The 25131-nt window shown below is 44.4% G+C and carries 21 protein-coding genes; 6 read left to right on the top strand and 15 right to left on the bottom strand.

The genetic code is table 11. The annotated features are described in order from the left end of the window. Positions 1 to 3 precede the first annotated feature (3 nt). From prpC to Vt282_RS13955, 5 genes are all read right to left on the bottom strand, one after another. Positions 4 to 1131, bottom strand: a complete 1128-nt coding sequence (gene prpC / locus Vt282_RS13975; RefSeq protein WP_162063776.1) for a bifunctional 2-methylcitrate synthase/citrate synthase — start codon at positions 1129 to 1131, stop codon at positions 4 to 6. A 183-nt stretch (positions 1132 to 1314) separates the two neighbouring features. Next, positions 1315 to 2211 carry a methylisocitrate lyase gene (gene prpB, locus Vt282_RS13970; protein ID WP_162063775.1) on the bottom strand — a complete coding sequence of 299 codons (897 nt, stop codon included), beginning with the start codon at positions 2209 to 2211 and terminating at the stop codon, positions 1315 to 1317. A 29-nt stretch (positions 2212 to 2240) separates the two neighbouring features. After that, on the bottom strand, positions 2241 to 2945 hold the full coding sequence (locus Vt282_RS13965) for a GntR family transcriptional regulator (protein WP_162063774.1): 705 nt from the start codon (positions 2943 to 2945) through the stop codon (positions 2241 to 2243). Between the two features lie 620 nt (positions 2946 to 3565). Continuing rightward, positions 3566 to 3946 (bottom strand): hypothetical protein, encoded by a 381-nt coding sequence (locus Vt282_RS13960; RefSeq protein ID WP_162063773.1) that lies wholly within the window; start codon positions 3944 to 3946, stop codon positions 3566 to 3568. Between the two features lie 106 nt (positions 3947 to 4052). Continuing rightward, complete coding sequence (locus Vt282_RS13955; RefSeq protein ID WP_162063772.1) at positions 4053 to 4358, bottom strand: monooxygenase; 306 nt, start codon at positions 4356 to 4358, stop codon at positions 4053 to 4055. 125 nt (positions 4359 to 4483) lie between these two features. On the opposite strand from Vt282_RS13955, the gene Vt282_RS13950 reads away from it, so the two are divergent. Then, positions 4484 to 5374 (top strand): LysR family transcriptional regulator, encoded by an 891-nt coding sequence (locus tag Vt282_RS13950; RefSeq protein WP_162063771.1) that lies wholly within the window; start codon positions 4484 to 4486, stop codon positions 5372 to 5374. Positions 5375 to 5446: 72 nt separating this feature from the next. Here the strand turns inward: Vt282_RS13950 and katE2 are convergent, their stop codons facing one another. Continuing rightward, on the bottom strand, positions 5447 to 6880 hold the full coding sequence (gene katE2 / locus Vt282_RS13945) for a catalase KatE2 (RefSeq protein ID WP_162063770.1): 1434 nt from the start codon (positions 6878 to 6880) through the stop codon (positions 5447 to 5449). A 523-nt stretch (positions 6881 to 7403) separates the two neighbouring features. Between katE2 and Vt282_RS13940 the strand changes: the two genes are divergently transcribed. After that, complete coding sequence (locus tag Vt282_RS13940) at positions 7404 to 8567, top strand: amino acid permease (RefSeq protein ID WP_162048619.1); 1164 nt, start codon at positions 7404 to 7406, stop codon at positions 8565 to 8567. Positions 8568 to 8645: 78 nt separating this feature from the next. Here Vt282_RS13940 and Vt282_RS13935 read toward each other — a convergent pair whose 3' ends face one another. Then, on the bottom strand, positions 8646 to 10097 hold the full coding sequence (locus Vt282_RS13935) for an NAD-dependent succinate-semialdehyde dehydrogenase (RefSeq protein WP_162063769.1): 1452 nt from the start codon (positions 10095 to 10097) through the stop codon (positions 8646 to 8648). 404 nt (positions 10098 to 10501) lie between these two features. Between Vt282_RS13935 and Vt282_RS13930 the strand changes: the two genes are divergently transcribed. Then, on the top strand, positions 10502 to 11506 hold the full coding sequence (locus tag Vt282_RS13930) for a transporter (RefSeq protein ID WP_162063768.1): 1005 nt from the start codon (positions 10502 to 10504) through the stop codon (positions 11504 to 11506). Between the two features lie 175 nt (positions 11507 to 11681). On the opposite strand, the gene Vt282_RS13925 is transcribed toward Vt282_RS13930, so the two are convergent. From Vt282_RS13925 to Vt282_RS13910, 4 genes are read right to left on the bottom strand one after another with little or no spacing between them, the layout of a single operon-like run. Beyond that, complete coding sequence (locus tag Vt282_RS13925) at positions 11682 to 12404, bottom strand: hypothetical protein (RefSeq protein ID WP_162063767.1); 723 nt, start codon at positions 12402 to 12404, stop codon at positions 11682 to 11684. A 1-nt stretch (position 12405) separates the two neighbouring features. Next, positions 12406 to 13083 (bottom strand): C39 family peptidase, encoded by a 678-nt coding sequence (locus tag Vt282_RS13920; protein WP_232055250.1) that lies wholly within the window; start codon positions 13081 to 13083, stop codon positions 12406 to 12408. A 1-nt stretch (position 13084) separates the two neighbouring features. Next, positions 13085 to 13435, bottom strand: coding sequence for a carbon storage regulator (locus Vt282_RS13915; RefSeq protein WP_162047655.1), 351 nt, complete (start codon positions 13433 to 13435; stop codon positions 13085 to 13087). A gap of 14 nt (positions 13436 to 13449) precedes the next feature. After that, positions 13450 to 14433: a hypothetical protein gene (locus Vt282_RS13910; RefSeq protein ID WP_162047654.1), complete on the bottom strand. Its 984-nt coding sequence runs from the start codon at positions 14431 to 14433 to the stop codon at positions 13450 to 13452. A gap of 539 nt (positions 14434 to 14972) precedes the next feature. On the opposite strand from Vt282_RS13910, the gene Vt282_RS13905 reads away from it, so the two are divergent. Next, positions 14973 to 15785, top strand: coding sequence for a helix-turn-helix transcriptional regulator (locus Vt282_RS13905; RefSeq protein ID WP_162063766.1), 813 nt, complete (start codon positions 14973 to 14975; stop codon positions 15783 to 15785). Here Vt282_RS13905 and Vt282_RS13900 read toward each other — a convergent pair. Further along, entirely contained in the window at positions 15695 to 16069 is a 375-nt protein-coding gene (locus tag Vt282_RS13900) for a YibL family ribosome-associated protein (protein WP_162063765.1), read from the bottom strand. The two genes, Vt282_RS13905 and Vt282_RS13900, sit on opposite strands and share 91 nt — an antisense overlap. Before the next feature lie 184 nt (positions 16070 to 16253). Here Vt282_RS13900 and Vt282_RS13895 point away from each other — a divergent pair, with 184 nt between their 5' ends. After that, positions 16254 to 17036: a DUF4344 domain-containing metallopeptidase gene (locus Vt282_RS13895; protein ID WP_162063764.1), complete on the top strand. Its 783-nt coding sequence runs from the start codon at positions 16254 to 16256 to the stop codon at positions 17034 to 17036. A gap of 180 nt (positions 17037 to 17216) precedes the next feature. After that, positions 17217 to 18878, top strand: coding sequence for a methyl-accepting chemotaxis protein (locus Vt282_RS13890; protein ID WP_162063763.1), 1662 nt, complete (start codon positions 17217 to 17219; stop codon positions 18876 to 18878). Positions 18879 to 18947: 69 nt separating this feature from the next. Here Vt282_RS13890 and Vt282_RS13885 read toward each other — a convergent pair whose 3' ends face one another. From Vt282_RS13885 to Vt282_RS13875, 3 genes are all read right to left on the bottom strand, one after another. Continuing rightward, positions 18948 to 19511 (bottom strand): copper resistance protein NlpE, encoded by a 564-nt coding sequence (locus Vt282_RS13885; RefSeq protein ID WP_162047649.1) that lies wholly within the window; start codon positions 19509 to 19511, stop codon positions 18948 to 18950. A gap of 281 nt (positions 19512 to 19792) precedes the next feature. Continuing rightward, positions 19793 to 23998 (bottom strand): formate dehydrogenase subunit alpha, encoded by a 4206-nt coding sequence (fdhF, locus tag Vt282_RS13880; RefSeq protein ID WP_162063762.1) that lies wholly within the window; start codon positions 23996 to 23998, stop codon positions 19793 to 19795. A gap of 202 nt (positions 23999 to 24200) precedes the next feature. Beyond that, the gene (locus tag Vt282_RS13875; protein WP_162063761.1) at positions 24201 to 25127 is read right to left on the bottom strand and encodes a LysR family transcriptional regulator; all 927 of its coding nucleotides are present in this window, start codon (positions 25125 to 25127) and stop codon (positions 24201 to 24203) included. Positions 25128 to 25131: the final 4 nt, after the last annotated feature.

Below are 25131 nucleotides of genomic sequence, written 5' to 3'. Positions count from 1 at the left end.
TGGTTAGCGTTGCTCGATTGGCATCCATTCTTGATATTCTGGGCCGGTGTAATCGGCACTTGGGCGAATGATGCGGTTGTTCTCACGCTGTTCATAAACATGCGCAGCCCAACCGGTAAGTCGGCTCATAACAAAAATAGGGGTGAACAATTTGGTTGGAATATCCATAAAATGGTAAGCCGAAGCATGGAAGAAGTCCGCATTGCAGAACAGGCCTTTCTCACGTTTCATCACAGCTTCTACTCGCTCTGACACCGCGTATAAATGCGTATCACCTACCGCTTCTGACAGCGCTTTTGACCAACACTTGATAAGGGCATTACGCGGATCGCTTTCACGATAGATAGCATGACCAAAGCCCATGATTTTGTCTTTATTTTCTAGCATGCGCAGAATGTTTTGCTCTGCTTCATCTGGCGTTTGCCAGTTCTCTATCATCTCCATTGCCGCTTCATTAGCACCGCCATGTAAAGGTCCACGCAATGTACCAATCGCACCAGTAATGCAAGAATGCAGATCAGACAGCGTTGAGGCACAAACACGTGCAGCAAACGTCGAAGCATTAAACTCATGCTCGGCATAGAGGATCAATGAACAGTGCATCACTTGTTTATGCAGTGCACTCGGTTCTTTATCGGTCAACAGTTTTAGGAAGTAGCCGCCAATCGAGTCTTGCGATTGATCTTCTGTATCGATACGCACGCAATCATGACTATAACGATACCAATAACAAATAATGGCCGGAAATAGCGCTAACATACGCTCTGTCGCATGCAACTGCTGTGAAAAGTCTTGTTCTTGTTCAAGGTTACCCAACATAGAGCAACCTGTGCGCATCACATCCATCGGATGAGCATCCGCAGGAATCAGCTCCAATGCTTCTTTCAATGCTTGGGGTAAACCACGCAGATTGATGAGGTGAGTTTTGTAGGTATCTAACTCTTGTTGATCCGGCAAGTGACCGCGTAACAAAAGATGAGCCACCTCTTCAAACTGAGCGTTATTTGCAAGGTCAGTAATATCGTAACCACGATAAGTTAGACCCGTCCCCGATTTGCCGACAGTGCACAATGCAGTGCTACCTGCGCTTTGACCACGTAGGCCCGCGCCACCTATTTCTTTCGTAGGCATGTTGAACTCCTTTTCTGACTGATTCAGTGCTGTTCTATGCAGCGATTTTTAGAATCGGTCGGTTTCACGTTATTGGATTATTCTGTATTTGTTCATCACTCTGATGATGACCTAAGCCCACTTGGATCTGCAGGCTTTAAGGCGCCTCTTTTATAGACGCAACGTCAAGTTGAACCGGTGACGTTATTTGCCCTCAGAAAACAGCTGATCAAGCTTATCTTCATAGGTGTGGTAATTGAGATGGGCGTACAGTTCTTTACGCGTTTGCATTGAGCTAATCAACGCTTCCTGATTGCCCTCTTGCAGCAAATGCTGATAGACGTTTTCTGCGGCTTTGTTCATGGCACGAAAAGCGCTAAGTGGATACAGAACCATATCAACATTCGATTGAGCTAATTCTTCACAACCGTAAAGGGGCGTTTGACCAAATTCAGTGATATTGGCAAGAATTGGAACATGTTTACCCGTCGCATCGCGCAGTGCATTAGAAAATTGCTGATACTGACCAAGTTCACTCATTGCTTCAGGGAAAATCATATCCGCACCTGCTTCAACACAAGCAATCGCACGTTCAATCGCACTTTCCATACCCTCAACGGCCAATGCATCGGTGCGCGCCATAATCACAAAGTTTTCATCGCGGCGTGCATCTACTGCCGCTTTTACTCGGTCAACCATCTCTTGCTGAGTCACAATGGCTTTATTGGGACGATGACCGCAACGTTTCTGAGCTACTTGATCCTCGATGTGCACCGCTGCCGCGCCTGCTTTTTCCATCGCTCTAATGGTACGTGCGATGTTAAATGCGCCGCCAAAACCAGTATCAATGTCGACAAGCAGAGGTAAATCGCAGGCATTTGTAATGCGCTCAACATCCACGAGCACATCGTTGAGTGTTGTAATACCCAAATCAGGAAGACCATAAGAGGCGTTGGCGATACCACCACCCGATAGATAGATCGCTTGATGCCCCACATTCTTCGCCATCATGGCGCAATATGGGTTCACGGTTCCGACGATTTGTAGGGGATTATTATTTTTTACCGCGAGTCGAAACTTCGCGCCAGGAGATAAGCTCATCTGTTGTTATCCTTATCAGTTCTGTGGTCCTAATTGTTTTCAGCAAGAGAAATCTGTTGTTCTATCAATTTGCGACTGCCCGAGATGTGGCGACGCATCAGCATTTCTGCCAACTCTTCATCGCGATTCACAATCGCTTGAAGAATAAATTTGTGTTCATTTAACGCCTCTTCTGGGCGTGATTGAGAGCGTGGTGATTGATAACGATACATGCGCAGCAAGTGGTACAACTCATCGCAAAGCAACGCGATTAACTTTTGATTGCGGCTGGCTTTAATGATGCGGTAATGAAAGTCGAAGTCCCCTTCTTGATGGAAGTAAGATGCACCCTCTACCTGATCGATATGAGCTGAATGCTTTGCCAGAAGCATCTCTAAACTCAGAATCTCTTCTTGGCTCATATAACGGGCAGCCAAACGAGCGGCCATCCCTTCTAATGCTTCTCGTACTGCATACAGTTCAACCAACTTATCTGGCGACAACGTAATGACTCTGGCCCCTACATGAGCTTCACGTTCTATCAGTCCCAAGCCTTCAAGTCGCATGATCGCCTCGCGCAACGGACCACGACTCACTTGATAACGTTTCGCTAGCTCCGGCTCTGAAATCTTGCTGCCAGGAGGTAACTCTCCGTTAACAATTACTTCAATCAACGCCTCGGTCAGAGTGACAGATTTGGTATGTTCCTTATCTGTTAGCCTGTTTCGTAACTCAGAATTTAATTCAACATTCATCTCTAGTGCCTGTAGCAACGGGTCTTAATCACCAATTCGAAATGCTCAAAAGCACTCAAAAACAGCAACCACAATAATGAAACAAATAATTAACTTAAACACAAAATAGAACAAGCCAGTGTCGACAATCAAGTAAATTGTCGACAATTTAGACTAAGGTATAGTGTCGAAAGAATGAGTCCCCATCAGACAAATGATGATTGCCTCTTACCATCCAATGTCATGCACCATACAAGCATCGTGAAGGTCTAACGGCGAAAGAAAAAGCATTGGAAAATCGAACAAACATGACGGTTAAACATTGATTAATATGGGTTTGTTTCTAAAAATCTTTTATGCACAGTAAAGAAACCGATAAATAGGTCAGCGCAATTTCCCTATGTCACGACAGTTAAATTAACGGTGATAAAACGAATGTTTAAGATAAGATAAAAGCGTGGCTTATTAATTTAAGCCAACGGAGACTGTCGACAATAAAACCATCTTTTCAATAGGGCTTTTCCGCAACAATTAGGCTTGCTGTTTAGAATAAAGAGCAGAACCAAGGCATGGCGATAAGATGAACGATGAGGTGATTAAGCACTAAAGTGCCTTATCACCTCAGTAGATAGCATTATTTATCAATCATTGAATGTTTTTCTTAGTTGCATCGCGTTGATGACACTTAAAAGCGTGAAAAATGCCGGGTCGCTCCAGCCAAACCCCACAAAAATTCCCGTTAAACCAGCATATGTAGTGATCACCACGCCAAGCAAATTACCAAAAAGTAACGCTTTTAATAGTTGAGTCATCGCCACGCCCGCCTCAATATTACGCATGAATAGGCTGATTGCCGCCACACTCCCGAGGAAAATCGACGTATGCTGAGAGAGAAAGTACGCATATTGATCATTAATCTCTACACCATACATTGGCCACAAGAAACTTGGCACAAAAAACAAAGCAAGAGCAAATGAGGTATAGATAGCGCCATGAAGCGTTAGGAAAGTTTTATTGGTCATAATTTACAGTGTTAATTGGTGTACCCAAACGACATCAAGATGCAAGTTTCACAACGTGATTGTTTGGGTATCGTCATGCTTTAAAGCAGAAGAAAAATAGGGTTAGTTATATCTCAAGTGGCGCGTGGTTGATCAGGCTTAATGACTGATTAATATCAAAAATCACACCTCGAATATTCGTAATGCCCATTTGAGTTAAGCGCTCAGTGTGCATGGCTAGATAAGCCTTAGCAGAGCTTTCGTCCGCGAACAAATACACACCCCCACCAAGTTGGTCTTTTTCACTTTGCGTCCAAATTTTCCAGATTACGCCTGGTTCTTGGTTAATTGATTCGGCTAAGCCCGTCATCGCTTGTGTCATCTCTGCGCCAAATGGGCCGTGAAAATCAAAATCAACTTGTAGCAATTTCATGGTTATCATTCCTTATATAGTGGCAAACCACATGGGATTGCGCTGTGAATGAACGAATTATTGCCTTTATATTTTCGACATTAAAGTTCATAATTTTGCCATTATTTGTCTAAATAATTGACACAATGAAACTAAGAACGACCCTAGATCAATGGCAAGCACTCCATCACATCGAACAAGCAGGAAGTATTCAGGCAGCGGCAGAGCAGTTGAATAAAAGTCACACCACACTGATCTATGCGATAAACAAACTCGAGCAACAATTAGGTGTTAAGTTACTGACCGTAAAATCTCGCCGAGCCGTGCTGACTGATCATGGTAAGATGTTGTTGCGTCGTGCTGACTCAATGCTAGAGCAGGCTCATGAATTAGAGATGATTAGCAGCCAATTAAGCCGCGGCATTGAATCGCAGATCACGGTATCGATAGACCACTTGTGTGATCCCTTTTGGCTCTATCACCCAATGCAAGAGTTTCTTGTTAGCAACAGTGCGACGTCCATTCAAGTGGTTGAAACATCATTGAGTAAAACCACCGAAATGGTCGTCAATGAGCTGAGCGATATTGCGATTATCAACTTGCCCATCACCAACTACCCTGCCGAAGCATTTGGTACCACCACCATGGTGCCAGTCGTCGCTAAAACACACCTATTAGCTGAGAAAAGCGTGTTGCAAATGAACGACTTCGCGACCGCCTGCCAAATTGTCGTGAGAGATTTAGGTGAATCGAACGCCAGCAAACGCGATGTCGGTTGGCTCAAATCAAGACAGCGTATAACGGTGGATAATTTTGACCATGCGATTCGCGCCGTCGAACAAGGTGTAGGATATTGCCGCCTACCTCTGCACATGATCGACGAAAACAAGCAGCCCAATATCAAGATTGTCGACATCGACCAAGCGCAGCGCTATCAAGTCGCACTCCATATCACGCTACCCAAAGGGGCAAAAACAGGTCCTGCTGCAATGGCGTTTTATCAATTGCTGCTTAATAAGGCCAATCAACGAATATAACTACGGTGCTTTTCGAGCAACAAAAAAGGCGCTAACCGCGCCTTTTTTATGTGCTGATTTAGTTTTAACTGATCACTTTAAGCCTAGTGCCAATTCTAGACCACGACCATACGCTTCATCAGCTTGATACGCATGCTCAACATGACGAACTTTGATAAACTCCGGTACGCCATCCATTGAACGAGCCGTGTTTTCAAACAATTGCGTGCGTTGTTCTTCGCTCATTAAGCGGAATAAATCTCCCGCCTGACTGAAATAATCTTGGTCAGAACGATGATCAAAGTTATCTGCATTACCGTTGATACGCAGTGGCGGCTCTGCATAATCTGGTTGTTCAGCCCACTCTTGTTTGTAGTTTGGCTCATAACCAATCGTTGAACCAAAGTTACTGTCAGTGCGCATAGCGCCATCACGATGGTAACTATGTACCGGACAACGAGGTGCGTTAACTGGAATTTGATGGTGGTTAACACCCAAGCGGTAACGCTGAGCATCACCATAAGCAAATAGGCGGCCTTGCAACATCTTATCTGGCGAGAAGCCGATACCCGGTACAACGGCTGCAGGGTTAAATGCTGACTGCTCAACCTCAACAAAGAAGTTTTCAGGGTTACGATTTAACTCAAACTCACCAACTTGAATCAGTGGGTAATCTTTTTGTGACCACACTTTAGTTAAATCAAATGGATTGAAGTTTACTTCATCCGCTTCTAGTTCAGGCATGATTTGAACGTACATAGTCCATTTAGGAAACTCTTGACGCTCAATGGCTTCATACAAATCGCGTTGATGGCTTTCACGATCTTTACCGATGATTTGCTCCGCTTCTTGGTCGGTAAGGTTTTTAATACCCTGCTGAGTTTTCATGTGGAATTTAACCCAAAAACGCTCATTGTCCGCATTGATAAAACTGAAGGTATGACTACCGAAACCATGCATGTGACGGTACGAAGCTGGGATACCGCGATCACTCATTACGATCGTCACTTGATGGAATGCTTCTGGTAATGATGTCCAAAAATCCCAGTTATTAACTGCGCTGCGCATATTCGTGCGAGGGTCGCGTTTTACCGCGTGGTTAAGATCAGGGAATTTTAGCGGATCACGCAAAAAGAATACTGGTGTGTTGTTACCAACAAGATCCCAGTTACCCTCTTCGGTATAAAATTTCAGTGCAAAGCCTCGAATATCACGCTCAGCGTCTGCCGCGCCCCGTTCACCAGCTACGGTCGTGAAACGGGCAAATAGTTCAGTTTGCTTACCAACTTCTGAAAAAATCTTTGCTCGCGAGTATTGGGTAATATCATGAGTCACGGTGAACGTACCGTATGCACCAGAGCCTTTTGCATGCATTCGACGCTCTGGGATTACTTCACGGTCAAAGTGTGCCAATTTCTCTAAAAACCAAACATCTTGCAGTAGTTGAGGTCCACGAGGGCCCGCTGTCATCACGTTTTGGTTATGTGCAACTGGGCAGCCTGCCGCTGTGGTGAGTTTCTTACTCATCGTCTTCTTCCTTCCAGAAATGTTTTTATTAGTTTTTGGCATTTGCCAATTATCTTAAAGAAGAGTACGCCTGATTGTTGCAGAGATAAAAGAAATTTTACTTGTTGACACTGTCATTAATAACTATCAACTTCCGACAACATAAATAACAAATAAACCATCAAAAATAATTGTTATATATCTGAAAGTAATAAAATTTTAACATTTCGCTGTACTGCTCATTAAGCACATAAATCGCTCATATTTCCAGCTAAATTTTTCGATTCACTGCAAAATACAGGTCAAAAAGCAGTCAAAGGTCCTCGTTCCCCCCGACTGCCACCTTCGCACTCCATCACGCTAAGCTACCGATTTATCTACTCTTTCATCAAAACAGCCCGTTAAATATCTTTATCATTAGAAAAACTATTCCAATAGATAAAAATATTTTATGCGGAATTTAAAGAGTTATTTGCTAGAGTTGGCAAATAAATTTTACACGTTGTTCTGAAATTATTTTCAGTAAGGGTCTTTTCTTTTGAACATGAAGTTGTTTGGTAGTTCCCTGATTCTCGCGGGAACCGCATTAGGTGCTGGTATGTTGGCCATTCCGATGGTGTTAGCTCAGTTTGGTTTTTTGGTAAGTGCCGGCTTAATGTTCGTGATTTTCCTAGGTACCACTTACGCAGCGTTGTTGCTGGCGGAAGCTTGTACAAAATCGCAAGAAAGCACTGGCATGAGCAGCGTAGCGTTCTTCACTTTAGGCCGTAAAGGCATGCACTTTATCAACGTCCTGTTCTACCTATTGCTTGCGTGTCTGATGATCGCTTACATCATCGGTATCGGTGATTTGCTGCACACCATGCTGGGGCAAGTGGGTATCAACCTATCACCAGTGGTGGGCTACACACTATTTAGCTTAGTAATGGGCTTAATTGTCGTAGCAGGCAAGAACTACGTTGACCAACTGAACCGCGGCCTCTTTATCCTAATGGTGGTGATGCTGTTTGTGGTGATCTTCTCACTGATGGGCAATATCAACCTGTCATACTTAAGCCAAGAAAGCAGCTTCTCTTTCAGTGACGTAGTGCAATACAGTGCGGTTATCTTCACCAGCTTTGCTTCAATGGTGGTGATCCCTTCGCTAGTTAGCTACAACCACGAAGCAAACGAAAAGCAGATCCGCAATATGGTGTTGCTTGGCTCAGTGATCCCACTAGTGTGTTACCTCACTTGGTTATTCGCCGTTATCGGTAACCTTGGTGTCGACAAAGTAAGTCAATTTGAAAATATCTCACAGTTGATTGCAGCCTTTGGCGGTGAAGCAACCACGATTAAGACTGTTGTAGCGATCTTCTCTGCGCTGGCATTAATCACGTCATACCTTGGTGTGTCGATGGCGCTGTATGACCAAAACCGTGATGCTATCACTAGCAACCCAATGAAAGCATACGGCCTAACATTCATTTTGCCTTTAATTCTAGCAACCTTGTTCTCAAGCCAATTCGTTAGCATGCTTGATTACGCTGGCATGGTATTAGTCTTCCTTGCGATTTGGGGCCCACTGGCGATGGTTGTGAAAGTGCGCAAACCTGACTTTGAGCAAGTGAAATTTGAAAACACCTACACGGTAGGTGGTGGGCAAGCGGCTCTGGGCGGTACCTTTGTCTTCGGTGCACTCATCTTCGTTTCTTGGTTTATGGGTTAATCAATTCAAAAACCTAAACTTTAAAAAGCAAAAAGGGTGAGAATGTCTCACCCTTTTTTTGTTCTCATCGAACGAATATTATTGATCTAATCCGCCCATCAACATGTATTTCATCTCTAAGAATTCATCCATTCCATGATGAGAACCTTCTCGGCCAAGACCCGACTCTTTGATACCGCCAAAAGGAGCCGCAGCGGTTGAAATTAACCCTTCATTAATCCCAACCATGCCAACCTCTAAAGCATCAGCAACACGCCATGCTCGGCCTAATGAGCGGGTATAGATATAGGCAGCTAAACCTGACTCAGTGTTATTAGCTCGCTCTAAGACTTCAGTTTCATCATAAAAACGAAACAGCGGAGCAACAGGACCAAACGTCTCCTCATTCGCCGCCAGCATCTCATCATCCATCTCAGTGAGAACAAAAGGCTCTACAAATAGCTGACCTTTATCTGCCAATCGGCCACATAGTGCCTTTGCACCTTTTTCCAATGCATCGCTCACGTGTGCTTGCACCTTGGCAACCGCTCCTGCATTAATCAAAGGACCTATCACTACCTGATCAGCAAAACCGTCACCGACTTTTAGCGCTGACACTTTTTTCGCTAATTTATTGGCAAATTCATCGTAAACCGCATCATGAACAAAGATACGATTTGCACATACACAGGTTTGTCCCGCATTACGGAATTTGGCGATCATCGCCCCTTCAACTGCAGCATCAATGTCCGCGTCATCAAACACAATAAAAGGCGCATTGCCTCCTAGCTCCAATGCCATCTTTTTAATCGTTGAGGCAGATTGATTCATTAAAATCTTGCCCACATGAGTTGAGCCAGTGAAAGAGACTTTGCGCACTCGCTTGTCGGTAGTAAACACACTACCAATAGCAATAGCATCCCCAGTAATGACATTAAACAGACCTTTGGGCATTCCTGCATCTTCTGCCAATTTTGCTAATGCCAGAGCAGTAAATGGCGTCTCCGGGGCAGGCTTTAATACCATCGCACACCCCGCCGCAATTGCCGGAGCGGCTTTGCGCGTGATCATCGCCGCTGGAAAATTCCAAGGCGTAATAGCGGCAACAACGCCAATCGGCTGCTTAGTCACCACGATTTTACTGTGCGGGCGATGGCTTGGCATAATTTCACCGTAAGCACGGCGGGCCTCTTCGCTGTACCACTGAACAAAGCTTGCTGCATAAGCGATTTCACCTTTTGCCTCAGCAAATGGCTTACCTTGCTCTAAAGTCAAAATGGTCGCGAGATCATCACTATGCTCGACCATTAACTCATACCACTTGCGCAATATGTCAGCTCGATGATTCGCTGTAGTTTGTCGCCATTGTTCAAATGCTTGATGTGCAGCATCCACACACTGTGTTGCGGCATTGGCTCCCATTACAGGCACATGTCCAATAACTTCGCCATTAGACGGATTGGTAATGACTTCCTTTTCTCCGCCTATCGATAACCACTCTCCATTGATGAAGCATTGTTGTTGAAACAACGCCGAATATTTAAGCTGCATACTTTACTCCGTCACTTCAGAGACTTATTTAAGATCTTTGACTCTTGTTGTTAATCGAAGTCTAGCGAAATTTACTTCACTTTGAGTGATGCATTCTTATTTTTACCTCGATAGTTGTCTTTACCTTGGAAGCATGATCAAGAGAATGACGTTCATCAAATACCAAACCAAGCGCCTCGAACAAAACTTACTTTTCGTTATTTATCAACTGCAAAAAATTTCTAATTTTCAATAATCTCCATTAATTTCAAATCTAGATAAAAAATTCCCTTGTTTATCAGTTATAAGCTAAATCTGTATCATTTTGATTATTCTATAAATAAAATTTAACTCATTGAGCGAGTGGAAATAATTAAGCTTGTGGACTAATTAAAAGGAGGGCCAGATAAAAAAGGGACGAAAAAATGGCAAAACCTCTCTTATACGCTTTACCACTAGTTTTGTTCGCATCTCCACTCTATGCAGAAACAGAAGAACAAACAGCAGAAGAAGCCTCGCAACCAAGACGAGCTCAAACCGTTTCTGATGTTATTGATCGACCTGGGGTACTAACCCCAAAAGGAAAGTTCGGTATCGAGGCATCTCTAAACTACTCGCAAAACTCATCCAACACGGTCAACGTGATTGGCTATACGGTGCTACCTGCGTTGTTGGTTGGTCGAATTGAAGTCGCCGACGCCGACCGTACCACCATGACACTTGGTTTAACCGGTCGTTACGGTATCACTAACGCTACAGAGATCGAGGTTCGCGTTCCGTTCGTTTACCGAGATGATCAGGTATCCGGTCGTGAATTAGGTACAGGTAATAATAGAGATTTTAACCGTGATGTCAGTGGTGGAGGGATTGGTGACGTTGAATTCGCAATAAGACATCAATTCAACTTTGATACCGCACCTTATTGGGTAGGTAGCTTGAGAGTCAAATCAGATACCGGTAAATCCCCATACGAAATTGCCAGTGACGAATTGACGAATGTTCTAGAAGAAGCACCCACTGGTTCAGGTTTTTGGAGTGTTGAACCCGGGATTTCAATGATTTACCCGACAGATCCTGCCGTACTCTATGCAAGTCTGTCTTATATCTACAACTTTGAGAATGATTTTGATATCAGTGATACTAACCAAGAGATCGATCTTGGTGATACTATCTCTCTTGGTGGTGGTATGGGCTTTGCGATCAACCGCGATTTATCGCTCTCGATTGGTTTTAGCCATCAAACCATTTTGAAGAGTAAAATCAATGGTGTTACCGATAGCGATGCAAAAATGCTGCAGCTTGATTCATTGAATTTTGGGATTAACTACGCGCTATCACCAACAACAGCCATTAACATTAGTGCTCAAGCAGGCCTCACTGAAGATACGCCAGATTTCCAACTCAATGTGCGCATACCAGTTTCACTATAAATATCTCTGCACAATCAAACCAAAACCGCCTCAAGTAGGCGGTTTTTGCCATTTGGTAATCTTCATGCACTGACACACACGCTATCGCTATCATCGGTAGTGAACATCGATAACGAATGTCAATAACGGAAGAAAGCCAGCATGAATTGCTGGCTTGTTTTTAAATTGATGTCCACTAATTAAAATTAAATTGCAAAGCTTGCTGTACTCTATTTCTGCTTTCTAAGCGTTTTAAAGCACCGTTCACTTGCGCATCAATATTAACTACGGTTTCAAAGTTAATGACTGTGTTGTTTAAAGAGTTTTGGATGACTCGGTTAATCGAAGACTGGTTTACACCAGATACAGGGCCTGTCACTTGAGTGACGGTTATCACCGGTTGTTCGGCTGGTATAGATTCTTCAACAGAGGTTTCCGAGTTCGCCGCTCCTGAAGCAACGGGTTGAGTCTCGACACTTGGTTGCGCCATAACAACAGCAGGAGGCGCAGAACCATTCGGTGATACTACAATCGTTGGTGCAGCCGTAGTATCAACTGTCGTTGGTGACCGAGTTACTACCGGATTTACCTGCTGTGCTGCTGGTAGATCAACGGAATTGTTGCTCCCAACTTGCACCACAGTCGTTACCGGTATCACTTCAGGCTGAGATGCGATGAGTTGTCCGTTCTGGAAGAACAGATTGGCAATCCTATTGTTGAATAAGGTTTCGCCGTTAATCGAAGTCGCAATATCTAACCCGATGTTGACCATAAAGTCATCACCTAAGAAACCCGCTCGAAGTGAAGAAAGCTCTCCATCATCGAGTGGCTCAAGACTATCTAGTTGGTAAGATGCACTAGCAGTGGGCGCAGCTAGACACGCGCAAACTGCGCTTACCAACCATATTTGTCTAAACATTTTAAAACTCCCCACGTTCGGGTAGCGTAATACTAAATACCCCCAGTGAGTTTCGAGATACGCCCGAATCTACAGGAGCGGGGGCATAAAGTGTATAGTTGTCGTCTGAGATGTAACTATTTCTGGCAATGTTGGCGTGAGTGCGAATCAACAGCACGATGCCTGAATAGTAGCGCTCAAACTCTGCGAACTTCATTTGGATAGTACCTCGTGAAGGATCGCCTAGAATGACCGAGTGACTATTCATACCCTTAATCACCACAAAGTGCATGTAACCGTCAAAGTTCACCAACGTGATACCTGGAACACCTAACTCTTGGAGCTTTGTGAGTGGCATTCTAAATCCATCAGCGTCGTAACCTTTCATCTCCAAATAGTTCTTCATATCGAGCAGCGAAAAACCGCTTTTTTTGATCGTCTCTTGATCACCTCGATCGAACATTGTTTGAAAAATCACGTCTTCTTCGGATGGGTAGTCGTAGTGATAAGTTAACAGTGACGCTAGAGCAGCAGAGCCGCAACTAAAGTCATACTGCTGACGAACTACGTCGCCAAACAGCATTTCTTTGTAACTCTTCACCGGAACATTAAAGGACCCACGATGAGGCATGTAAGTTAAAGCATGAGAAGATGCTGATAAAATCAGCATCCCCGAAGCAAAGATTCGCCAAAAAACCATATCATTTCAGTGTCAGGTTAACGACCGTTGAGTTTTGAATCAGTACGTTATTACCCGTATTTTGAATTACATTGTTCACACCAGTTGCAGAGCTAAAAGCGCCAGAGCCGATACGATTATTACCGTTAACGGTATTGATCGCTCGATTCCCAAAACTTGCGCCATTAATCTCTGAGCTGGCACTGATACTGTCAATATCAACATTGTATTCATCAACATCTAATACGTACTGTCCACCTCGCGAGCTATCCATACTATCTATGGATAGCTCGTAGTCGTCTGCCAGCACCAAATCTTCAGCATAAGCGTTGACAACCAATACGCTGCTTATTGCCAATAGTGCTAAGCGCATGACATTCTCCAGAATTAGTTAGTTTTAACCGTTGCGTTGGTGACAACAGACTGTTGAATTAAAGAGTTTGCACCCGCAGATTGGCTCACTGTGGTAATACCCGAAGTATTGTTAAAGCCAGTCATGTTGTTGGTATTTCTAACACTCACACCAGCACCTTGACATGTATTGCAGCCACCTTTACCACGAGGCCCACGCATACCGCTACCTGCAGACTCACCGTACTCAACATCTGAGCTTGAGATGTATCCTTTCAGATCTGAGCTCGCAACCACCATATCTACTTCAAAGTTTAGAGTGTGGCTTTGGTCAATTTTGTTGTTGCTGTTTTTCCAAGATCTTGAATTGTCAGTGTTTGCACTGTCTTTCCATGATTTAGAGTTGTCAGTATTCGCGCTGTCTTTCCATGAATTGCCATCATTACCGTTATCGGTATTATTGCTGCCCTTCATAGTTAGACGGTTGTTGTCGTCGCCGTCGTTAGTACGAATGCGGTTGTTGTCATCACCGTTGTTTGTTTTGGTGTAGGTCTTGTTGTGATCATCACCATTGTTGCTTAGGTTGTACGATTTGTTGTTATCGTTACCATCATTGGTGCGGATTCGGTTGTTATCATCACCATTGTTGGTGTTGTTGCTGTTCTTGATGGTGTTGCCATCATCACCGTTATTTGTTTTGCTGTACGATTTATTGTGATCGTTACCGCCGCCAGACGTATAAGACAATGAGTTGTTGTCGTGGCCATCGTTTGAGCGGTTGTTATCATTACCAGCGCCGGTGTTCGTAATCATATTGCCATCGTTGCCGTCGTTTGAACGATTGTTGTCGTTACCACCGCCCGATGTTGTCACAACATGATTGTTGTCGTTGCCTGGCCCGTTACCATTATGACTTAAGTAATCAGCGCCGCCGCCACCACCATGACCACCGGCTAGTGCTGCGCCACTAAACATCATCGCTGCCATTGCGATTGCTACACCCGTTTTTTTAAGATTCATAACCTTCACTCCGTTGTGTATCCATGTCTGATTTGGTTGTTTATGCCCTTGAGCAACTCGAGTATAGGTAGGCAGCCAAAAGCGCACGTCTCACTTGTGAGACGAGTTTTGAGGATCAGGTTGATATGCAGGAATGGCGCATACCCTCTAATAATCCATCGTTTTATTAAACAGCAATTTACGAGCATCAGATTGGAATTGGATGAGCAAAGTATGAAGATTGAGTGCAGATTCGTAGGATAAATCGCGTCATACTTTTAAGAATGAGTTCAGCCTAAGGAAATGATAGAAGTCCGACCACATAGTGAATAAACATACAATATCCATCAAAACTCAGTCAGTTAACGCCGTAGCGTTTAAAACATATTGAGAATGATTTGCCTGAGACTAAACCAATGGATGAATCTTTATTGATAAAGAAGTAAGTAAATATCATGAAATGCCCTACCGACTTAGATTTCTTGAATATACTTAGTGCTAACTAAAACCTAGTCAGCACGGGGACTAGGCAAAGAAAACAGCAATAGGGGCAGTGGATAATGTTAAATAAGTACGTCATCATCTTGTCGGACAAAACATTGCAAACCAGTTTGATGGAACAGCAACTCACCGAAAAATTAGACATCAGTATTGATGTCACGGCACCTTCCCAACTCACGCCAACTTCATCTCTTTCTTGTGTCGATTTAGTACTGATCGACTTTGAGCAGCTTGAAACCTTAGCGCTAAACCAAGCCATTCCAAATTTCGACTTGCTCAAATTAGACGTTTTTATTTACAACATGCCGCCAGAGTCTATGCAGTGTGAATATGTCTATTGGCCATCTCTCAAAGGTGTTTTACTGAACAACGCACCGATAGAGCATCTGTATAAGAGTGTCGAGTACGTATTAAACGGTGGCTTGTGGCTACCACGTAAATGCTTAGAAGGCCTGGTGATGCTGAGACGCAATCCAAATTTGGAACGCTGTCAGTTGTACCGCAGCTTAACATCACGAGAAAGACAAATACTCGATCATGTGGCTTCCGGTAAATCCAACAAGCAAATCGCGAACTCACTTTTCTTATCAGAAAGTACGGTCAAATCACACGTATATAAAATCTTTAAGAAGTTGGATGTGCACAAACGCAAGGATGCCATGCATATTACTAATGCTATGCACAACAATTATTCGCACAGTATGAACAATAGTAAGGGTAATAATGGAAGTATGGGATGGACTGATGGCAAAACGATAGTTCTATCGTTTGCCCTGCGAATTCAAAAAATCGAACTCGCTATTAGAATTTTTAGGCGCAAACCTGTCATTACTTCTAAGCGAAGTTGTTTACCCATTTTAGTCATCGGGTGAACAAGCACCAAACCGCGAACTGATTTCTTAAGTTTGCCCAAATCTGCTTGCTCTTCTTTGGTGATTTCACGCGAGAATGGCATATCAAGTAGGCTCTTACGCTCTTTATTCAGATTGTAATCTTGCTTACCACGTAATGAGTTAATCTTCTTTGAAAACTCTTCCACTTGATCGGTAAATTTAGAGATCAGCTCTTGATCGCCACGTGTTTTTGCCCCATCCAGTTTACGCTGGGCAGTATCAAGACGATTGTGAAGTTGTTGAAGTTCCTGCTTTAGGCTCATAGCGATCTATCTCTGTTAATCATAAAGGGCGGCGAGTGTACCACAGACATATGTGACTCACTAACTATTATCAGTGGCAAGCTTTTGATGTCTAGTCTCAAACTGGATCATACTCGTCTCACTGTTTATATTTTAGTAAGTAATGAAATTTAGTCAGTGTCAGTCGTCTATGAGGTCGGTGTTTATGGTAAAAACAGCAACGCAGTTGTTCATTGTATTATCACTCCTATTTATTTCTTCCCTCACCCATGCCTCAAACGTTATTTTTAACTACCTAGATGCGAATTCTGAGCAAGAGCAAGTAGCGAAACAGGCGATAATCGACAGCGAAATAACTCAACTCTTCGCAGCACTATCACAAAATCACTTTCCATTTAAAACACCGCTCACCGTCGAATTTGGCAGTGACGATGGGCCCCTGTTTGATCCTGAGATTAACACGGTTCAAATCCCCTATTCCTTTTACAATCAAACGCTCGAATATTTTACACAGCACAAATACCAAGAAAAGTATGCCCTTTCGGCGGAACTCGCCGCCATTGATACACTTCTGCATACCTTATTGCATGAGGGAGGCCACGCCTATATTGCCGACCAAAACATCCCAATTCTTGGTAAGGAAGAGGATGCCGTCGATAACTTCGCAGCGATTATCATGATTGAATATGTCGAAAATGGAGCCAAAGCAACCATCAGCGCAGCCGATATGTTTGGCTTTGAGTCAGAGGATCGCCCTGATTACTATCAAGCCGATGAATACATCGACGAACACAGCTTCGATCTGCAGCGCTACTTTTCAACCTTATGCTTAGTATACGGCAGCGACCCAGAGACATTTAGCGGCCTGCTTGATGAAATCGAAGACGAATATCGCGATGAACGCAAAGAAAGCTGTATCGAGCAATATCAAGTATTGAGCAACAATTGGCATCACTACTTAAGCAAACACCAAAACAGCTATTTTTAGCCTCGCCTCTAAAACTTCACGATAAAGGACTAGGTCCACATAGTTCTTTCGTATCAATAATTAAACGGAAAGTCTTTAGGTTCACAGTTATCCGAAAACAAATTTGTTAACATATTGCGTGTTTTTGCAAAACATTTATTGCAACCAGTTAACAATAACGAGAAAAGTGCAGGATATTTTATGAATCTATCTATCAGAGCAAGACTCTATTTGATGTCGTTCATTCCGCTCCTTTTGATCACGCTTGGCGTTATGGGTGTCGCCTACGTCAAAACGTCGAGTCTCACAGCGCAGCAAATTGAGTCCACCAGCGAAACCATGATGGAGCAAAAGAAAAGCGAACTCAGAACCTATTTGCAGCTTGCTAAGTCCGCCGTACAACCATTTTTAGCTCGCGGAGCCTCATTAGAAGAAGCACTACCGACGCTAAAAGAGCTCGAATATGGAGACAACGGTTATATCTTCGGTTACGACTCTACTGGAGTACGTGTCTTTAACGGTAAACATGAAAAAGGCATTGGGGATAATTTTATTGGGTTGCAAGATCAGCAAGGTAACTATCTCATTCGTGATTTGATTAATCATGCCAAAACGGGCGAATTTACCACTTACTATTTCCCTAAGTTAGGAGAAACCGAGGCTCTCCCCAAGCTAAGCTACTCTATCTTCATTCCTGAATGGGATTTAATGTTAGGCACGGGTTTCTACACTGATGATATTGATGCCGTGATTGCAGACATGACTGCAACCTCTACCAAATCATTGGAAAATACACTGTTTGTGATTGCCACTTTGTGTTCTGGTATTGCTCTTTTAGTGATTATCGCGGCCATCGCTATTAACCGCTCAATCATGCAACCGTTAGAGCAATTCGACTCTTCCATTCAATCTTTTGCCAATGGTGATGCAGACCTTACGGCTCGCATGCAAGCATTTAAAGCACCGGAATATGCCAAGCTAAGCCACAACTTCAACGCGTTTGTTGAAAGCCTACAAAACATCATTCGCAATGTCAGCGAGGTCGGTCAGCAGGTGGTTTCAGAGACGAGCGGCATGTCTCAACGCGCAGCGAAAGTCGATGACCTGACCACCGGACAACAAGAAGAAACCGAGCAAGTGGCTGCAGCAATGACAGAGATGACCACCACCGCTCAAGAGATTTCTAACAATGCCAGTCAAGCGGCAGAATCAGCGAGAGAAGCCGACAACAATGCGCAAGAGGCGCAGCAAATTGTGAATACGGCGGCTAACTCTGTGATCGCATTAGCTGATGAAGTGCAAAAAGCGACGGATGTGATTTCTCGCCTTGAGGGAAATGTGCAGAATATTTCCTCGTCATTAGAGGTCATTCAAGACATCGCTGAGCAAACCAACTTATTAGCCTTAAATGCGGCCATCGAAGCCGCTCGAGCGGGTGAGCAAGGTCGAGGCTTTGCAGTGGTGGCAGACGAAGTTCGTAAGCTGGCTAGCCGCACTCAAGAGAGTACCGGTGATATTCACAATATGATTGAACAGCTAAAAGCCGCTTCAGACGATGCGGTAAAAGCGATGCAAACCAGTAAAAGCCGAAGCAATGATACGGTCAATGAGGCAAGCGAAGCGACTAAAGCTTTGGTGAAAATTCAGCAATCTATCGCAACGATCATGGACATGAATGCACTAATCGCAACAGCGACAGAACAGCAGAGTTTAGTTGGCCAAGAGATCTCCGAACGTATCGTGAGCATTTCTGATAAGAGCCACCAGTCCTCGCAACTGGCCAATGAAAACCACACCGGTAGTGAAAACCTCAATGGTCGCGCCAACGAACTGTATGGGTTGGTTAAGCGTTTTACAGTGTAAAACTGAACAATTATTAAACATCAATAATAAAAAGTGACCTTAAAGGTCACTTTTTATTTCTCATCAAGCTTATTCTTGCAGTACTAATGTATAGGCATTCGCTAGTGGGCCTTCCACTTTATTGCCATCTTGATCAAGCATCATCAAGGCATTTTTAGCCACAAAGAACTGTTGTGAATCATCCTTTTCAGACAACGTAATCGTGTCACCTTTAGCATTCCATACAAATTCACCCGTCGAGTTATACTCTTCACCGTTCTTCGCACCTACGTAAACTTGCTGGTATTTGTAAGTACCATCAAAATTCAACGTCAATGTGGTTGCGATGCCAGTACAATCTGCACAAGGCAGTGTGCCAAAGTATGGGCCTTCCCAATCAAGCGAATTACGTGCAGTTTGCGCACGAGGCTCTTCTGTTTTTTGCTCTGCTTCAGGACGAATCACATCGGCCGCCGCTGAAATCGTATCAGTCGCTGCTGATTGAATGGTTTGAATACCATCAGTCACATCAACCGATACATTTTCTGTCACTTGCTCAGGTGGTGCTTCTGCCAATGGTTTATCTGGCGCTTCTTCTGTACAACCTGCTAAAACAAACACTGCACTCATTAATATCAATAAAGATTTTTTCATTGTCATTCCTTATTCGACCGCTTCGACCTTACTTAAGTACATTAAGCATAGAATCGAATTTACTAATTACGTCAGGATAAATACAAGTTACTGATCTGCAAATGTAAAAAAACTGCGATTTTGTCAAACTAACATCATGATTTTATTATATTGCTCAATTATTGCTAATGGTGTTTTTTTTCTGCGCACATCACGTCAAAAAAGGTATGTTGACCAAAATAACTGAGTGATAAAAAAACAGGGCGCAGAATGCGCCCTGTTGCTTGCGTACTTTGTCGTACTTATACCGGTTCTGGTTGTAATACTTCAACTCTTACCGCGGCGACTTTAAATTCTGGAATTTTCGCATGCGGATCCGTTTCTGCCGTAGTCAAACGGTTAACTGGCGATTCAACAAAGTGGAACGGTATAAAGACCACACCCGCTTGAATGCGCTTAGTGACAAACGCGTCAATCTCAATCGAGCCACGACGTGTGGTCACTCTTAAACGCTGCCCATTACCGATGCCCAGCGCTTCAGCATCTTGCACGCTAATCATCGCTCTTGGCCCTGCAAGATTGTCTAATCCCTTGGTTTTGCGTGTCATGGTACCGGTATGGAACTGCTCCAAAATGCGCCCTGTGGTCAACACCAATGGGTACTCTTCATCCGGCAGTTCTGCCGCATAACGGAACGGCACCCCAACCATCTGCCCTTTACCTCGAGTAAACTGAGTTTGGTGCATAATACGCGTGCCTTGTGGGTTATTTTTACAACTTGGCCATTGCACGCCATCCGCAGTGATATTTTCCCACGCAAGTCCGGCATATTGAGGCGTAACACGAGCAATCTCAGCGGTAATATCGGAAACACGTTGATAGTGCCAATCTGAGCCCATCGCATTGGCGATCTCTTGAATGATCCACCAATCTTCTTTCGCTTCACCTGGCGCACTCACCGCCGCATTTAAACGCTGAACACGGCGCTCAGTATTAGTAAAGTGGCCGGATTTTTCAGCAAATGAATACGCAGGCAATACTACATCAGCATACTGAGCGGTTTCGGTTAAGAAGATATCTTGCACCACTAGGAAATCGAGCGCTTCAAGGCCTTCAATCACGTGTGCTTGGTTAGGATCGCTCAGCACTGGGTTCTCACCCATCACATACAAACCACGCACTTCACGATGGCAAGCCGCTTCAATAATTTCCGTTAAGGTTAAACCCGGTTCTAACGGCAGATTTGGCGCATTCCATTCCATCGCAAATTTGTCACGCACCATTGGGTTATACACTTTTTGATAACCTGGATAGTTATTAGGTAGTGCTCCCATGTCACACGCACCTTGCACATTGGATTGACCGCGCAATGGGTTGATGCCACCGCCTTCGATACCAATGTTTCCGCACAATAATTGTAAGTTGGCAATCGATCGCACATTGTCATGGCCGGTAGTGTGCTGAGTAATCCCCATTGAGTAGTAAACCGCGGTGCGTTTCGCCGTACCAATCATTCGCGCCATCGCAAAGATATCGCCTGCGCTCACGCCCGTGACCAACTCAACTTTGTCCAACGCATAGGCCGGTGACATGACTTCTTGCAAGAAGGTATCAAAACCGTCCACACGCTCTTCTATGTACTCTTGATCGTACCAGCCATTTTTGATGATCTGTTGCATGACACCATTAAGCAGCATTACGTCAGTACCTGGACGATGCGCAAGATATAGCTCAGCATGATCCGCCATATCAATGCGTTTTGGATCGGCCACCACCAAGCGTGCGCCGTGATGACGAATAGCTTGTTTAATATGTGAAGCGATAATTGGGTGCGCTGAGGTAGTATCCGAACCAATGATAAAAATCACATCCGAATGCTGAATACTCGGAATATCGTTGGTCATTGCCCCGCTACCTAGCGATGCTTCTAAACCAGTAACAGTGGAGGCGTGACACAAACGAGCGCAATGGTCGACGTTATTGGTGCCGAGCTCACGACGAATGAATTTTTGGAATGCGTAGTTATCTTCATTGGTGGTTTTCGCCGATGAGAAACCCGCTAACGCATTGCTGCCAAAACTATGTTTGATGGTACTGAACTTATTGGCAATCAAATTGATCGCTTCTTGCCACGTCGCTGGTTGCAATACGCCATCCTTACGGATCAGCGGCGTGGTCAAACGTGCGTTGTCGATAATAAAATCAAAACCAAATCGACCTTTCACGCACAGCATGCCTTGGTTGACCGGAGAGTGACCGCCCGTAACGTATTGAATGCGATTTTTGGCTTCATCAACGTGCATGGTGAGCTTACAACCCACACCACAGTAGGTACAGATGGTATCAACTTGTTTGAACTGCTCCACACGCCCTTGCGAGCGATCGCGCTTATCAACCATCGCACCGGTTGGGCAAGCTTGGACACACGCACCACATTGCACGCAGTTAGAATCACCCATCAAGAGTTTGCCATCACACATGGTGCCAAAATGTGGGCGATCGTCCGGACGTACTGCTGGTTGACCATTTTGATCGTGAACAAAATTGAGTACGCCATGCACCGCTTGTTCACTACAAGCTTGAATACACTGACCACAACTAATACAGCGGTTAGCATCAAATTCGATAAATTCCGAGCTGCGATCAACACTGAACTTGTGGCGTGGATCTTTCGCTCGCAAATTTAACCAATCACTATGTGACTGCACATTCAGTGAATGGCTAAATGTCTGCTCAGCTTGGTACTCCGTCGAGTAATCTCGCAAATCGCAGTTGCTGTTCGCCTGACAACCACACTCTAAACAGCGAGCCGCTTCTTTGATGGCCTCATCGTTATCAAAACCCAGTTCAACCTCAGCAAAGCTCTGCTCACGCTGCGCCGGGGTTAACTCCGGCATAATGCTGCGGGCGACTTTCTCAAACTGTTCAAACTGCAGCGGATCCACTTGTTTGAGTTTTTGTTCTTTGCGTGAGTTAAACGCTGGCTTTGGCATCTCCGCCATATCGCCATTGAGGAACAAATCGATCGCTTTTGCCGCCACACGACCATCGCCAACTGCTTCAACGGCCGTTGCTGGACCGCGACGAAAATCTCCGATACTGAAAATATTGCCGCTGCCCGTATGCATAGTCAGCGGATCAGATTCAGAAGTATTCCAACGAGTTAATGGGATTTGTAATGTGTCGTTATCCAAAAAACTCAGATCAGGTTTTTGTGAAACCGCAGCAATCACGGTATCAAACTCTTGAGTAAAAAACTCTCCTGTTGCTTTAGGAGAGCGACGACCAGAAGCATCAGCAGCACCAAGCGCCATGCGCTCTAAACGTACCGTTTGTACTCGCCCATTTTCATCCGCGATATTTTCAACTGGATTGGTCAGGAATAAGAACTTAACGCCTTCATGCTCAGCTTCCATAATCTCATAATCTTCTGCTGGCATCTCTTCTCGAGTGCGGCGATAGATGATAGTGGTGTCAGCGCCAGCTCGACGCGCAGTACGTGCGCAATCAATCGCAGTATTGCCGCCGCCAATTACCGCGACTTTTTGCCCGGTGGTGTAGTTACGCTCGGTGACATAATCTTTAAGATAATCCACACCTAAGTAGCAACCATCGAGATCGCTGCCTGTGTAGTTCATCTCAACGGCAAGTGAAGCGCCAACCGCTAAACATACCGCAGAATATTTTTCGCTCAGTTCAGACAGCGTGAAATCTTGTCCCAGCTTTTGTCCGGTTTGAATTTGCATACCATTGCGGCACATTAATTCGATTTCTTTGTCGAGAATGGCTTTCGGTAGTCGGTATTCAGGAATGCCGTAACGCAGCCAACCACCAGCTTTTGGCATCGATTCAAACACGGTGACATCATAACCTTCATTTGAAAGATAATAGCCCGCTGTTAAGCCGCCAGGGCCGCCACCAACGATGGCAATAGATTGGTTTTTGTCTGCTTTCTTCTCAGGTACATATGCCTCTTGCATCGCAAGATCCGCATCTGCAGCATGGCGTTTTAATTGGCGAATCGCGATAGACTCATCAACCAATGAGCGGCGACACTCACTTTCACAAAACGCAGGACAAACACGACCAATCGAAAGTGGCATCGGTAAAGTGCGCTTGATAACTTCAATCGCTTTTTGATGATCGTTTTGCGCAATAAAGTACAAGTAAGATTGAATATCTACACCAGCAGGACAGGCCGTTTTGCATGGCGCCTCACAGTCCGCATAGTGATCTTGCATGATGCGGTTAAGTGCTTTGCGGCGATGCTCAGCCAACTGCTCAGATTGAGTAATCACTTTCAGGCCAGGGTAAACCTGAGTTTCACAAGCACGAACTGTGCTGCCGTCATCCAGTTCTACGACACATAAATCACAAGGTACTTTATCTTTTGATTTATTGAGTCCACACAGAGAGGGAATTTCTACCCCACATACTTTGGCTGCTTCAAGCAAAGTCTTACCTTGCTCGACAATTCGGTACTTGCCGTTAATTACGATTTCTATCATTGGGTTCCTGTCGCGAGAGGGGAATAACCTTACTAGCGCTAAGGATACCGTCTAAAACAGCAAATTCGACAATACATGTCACACAAACTTATTTTGCGATGCATGTTTTTTCGAGAAAATAGCCAAATCTATCGCAATTTATTTAGGTAAACGTTTTCGTGCTCAAAGCGTACAAACGGCGGTAAAAATGAAACGAAGTGTACTAAGGTTGTGATTGGATTTTTTTCACGCCCTCGAGTAGCGCCTCAATAAATAACGACAACGCTTTGGGCTGATAACGACGCTGTTTGTACACCAGATACGCTTTACGTTTACTGCGGCTGTATTGCGGTAATACATGCACTACATTGTGTTTCGCCTCTGGTGTGATATGACGCAAAGGGAGTGAGGCAATGCCAATCCCCTTCTCGACGGCTTTGATCACCGCCATAATATCGTTAACCACCAATTTAGGTTTAATCGACATCACTTCCACTAGCTTTGAATCCCGGTAGATAGGCAAATCAACAATATTGTCGACCGAGACCCAAGCTTGATCTCGCAGTTGATCAAGTTCCGCAATTTCATCAACGCGAGCTAGATACTCTGGGCTGGCAAAAAATCCATGTCTCGCCTCAAATAGAGGACGAGCAATCATTCCTTCCATCTCACGCAGATCAAACGTCATCAGTAAATCGCGATCGGTTTGCGGAACGATCTGCTCTTGGCTGAGCACCAAGTCCAACTGCACTTTTGGGTAACGCTCAAGAAAGTCGTCAACGACCTCTTCAGCAAAGCCGCGATAAAAGTTATACGGCAACGCCAGTTTAATTTTACCTTCGACGTCTTGGCGATCTTCACTTAGCTGCTCAAACGCCGTTTCAATGCTTTCCATACCGCTTTTTAGTAAATTAAACGCTCGTAACCCCGACTCCGTGGCAACCAGCTCACGTCCTTTTTTTTCCAATAACCGCACGTTAAGCCGCTCTTCAAGCGCATTAATACGACGTGACATCGTAGAGACAGGCAAACGTAAATGCCGAGCTGCCGCTTGCAGCGAACCAAACTCCACCACGTTACAAAACAAATAAAGATCGTCAATATTTCCAAATATGGAATTCACACTTCTTATCCTGCTTATTTTTCCCATTAAT

The organism is Vibrio taketomensis (assembly GCF_009938165.1).
Taxonomy (GTDB): domain Bacteria; phylum Pseudomonadota; class Gammaproteobacteria; order Enterobacterales; family Vibrionaceae; genus Vibrio; species Vibrio taketomensis.
Note: the sequence above shows the minus strand (reverse complement) of the source record. Positions and strands in the feature narration are given on the sequence as shown.

Coding starts and splice junctions, on each gene's coding strand:
- prpC (WP_162063776.1), bottom strand. CDS start 1,131: ATGCCTACGAAAGAAATAGGTGGCGCGGGCCTACGTGGTCAAAGCGCA.
- prpB (WP_162063775.1), bottom strand. CDS start 2,211: ATGAGCTTATCTCCTGGCGCGAAGTTTCGACTCGCGGTAAAAAATAAT.
- Vt282_RS13965 (WP_162063774.1), bottom strand. CDS start 2,945: ATGAATGTTGAATTAAATTCTGAGTTACGAAACAGGCTAACAGATAAG.
- Vt282_RS13960 (WP_162063773.1), bottom strand. CDS start 3,946: ATGACCAATAAAACTTTCCTAACGCTTCATGGCGCTATCTATACCTCA.
- Vt282_RS13955 (WP_162063772.1), bottom strand. CDS start 4,358: ATGAAATTGCTACAAGTTGATTTTGATTTTCACGGCCCATTTGGCGCA.
- Vt282_RS13950 (WP_162063771.1), top strand. CDS start 4,484: ATGAAACTAAGAACGACCCTAGATCAATGGCAAGCACTCCATCACATC.
- katE2 (WP_162063770.1), bottom strand. CDS start 6,880: ATGAGTAAGAAACTCACCACAGCGGCAGGCTGCCCAGTTGCACATAAC.
- Vt282_RS13940 (WP_162048619.1), top strand. CDS start 7,404: ATGAAGTTGTTTGGTAGTTCCCTGATTCTCGCGGGAACCGCATTAGGT.
- Vt282_RS13935 (WP_162063769.1), bottom strand. CDS start 10,097: ATGCAGCTTAAATATTCGGCGTTGTTTCAACAACAATGCTTCATCAAT.
- Vt282_RS13930 (WP_162063768.1), top strand. CDS start 10,502: ATGGCAAAACCTCTCTTATACGCTTTACCACTAGTTTTGTTCGCATCT.
- Vt282_RS13925 (WP_162063767.1), bottom strand. CDS start 12,404: ATGTTTAGACAAATATGGTTGGTAAGCGCAGTTTGCGCGTGTCTAGCT.
- Vt282_RS13920 (WP_232055250.1), bottom strand. CDS start 13,083: ATGGTTTTTTGGCGAATCTTTGCTTCGGGGATGCTGATTTTATCAGCA.
- Vt282_RS13915 (WP_162047655.1), bottom strand. CDS start 13,435: ATGCGCTTAGCACTATTGGCAATAAGCAGCGTATTGGTTGTCAACGCT.
- Vt282_RS13910 (WP_162047654.1), bottom strand. CDS start 14,433: ATGAATCTTAAAAAAACGGGTGTAGCAATCGCAATGGCAGCGATGATG.
- Vt282_RS13905 (WP_162063766.1), top strand. CDS start 14,973: ATGTTAAATAAGTACGTCATCATCTTGTCGGACAAAACATTGCAAACC.
- Vt282_RS13900 (WP_162063765.1), bottom strand. CDS start 16,069: ATGAGCCTAAAGCAGGAACTTCAACAACTTCACAATCGTCTTGATACT.
- Vt282_RS13895 (WP_162063764.1), top strand. CDS start 16,254: ATGGTAAAAACAGCAACGCAGTTGTTCATTGTATTATCACTCCTATTT.
- Vt282_RS13890 (WP_162063763.1), top strand. CDS start 17,217: ATGAATCTATCTATCAGAGCAAGACTCTATTTGATGTCGTTCATTCCG.
- Vt282_RS13885 (WP_162047649.1), bottom strand. CDS start 19,511: ATGAAAAAATCTTTATTGATATTAATGAGTGCAGTGTTTGTTTTAGCA.
- fdhF (WP_162063762.1), bottom strand. CDS start 23,998: ATGATAGAAATCGTAATTAACGGCAAGTACCGAATTGTCGAGCAAGGT.
- Vt282_RS13875 (WP_162063761.1), bottom strand. CDS start 25,127: ATGGGAAAAATAAGCAGGATAAGAAGTGTGAATTCCATATTTGGAAAT.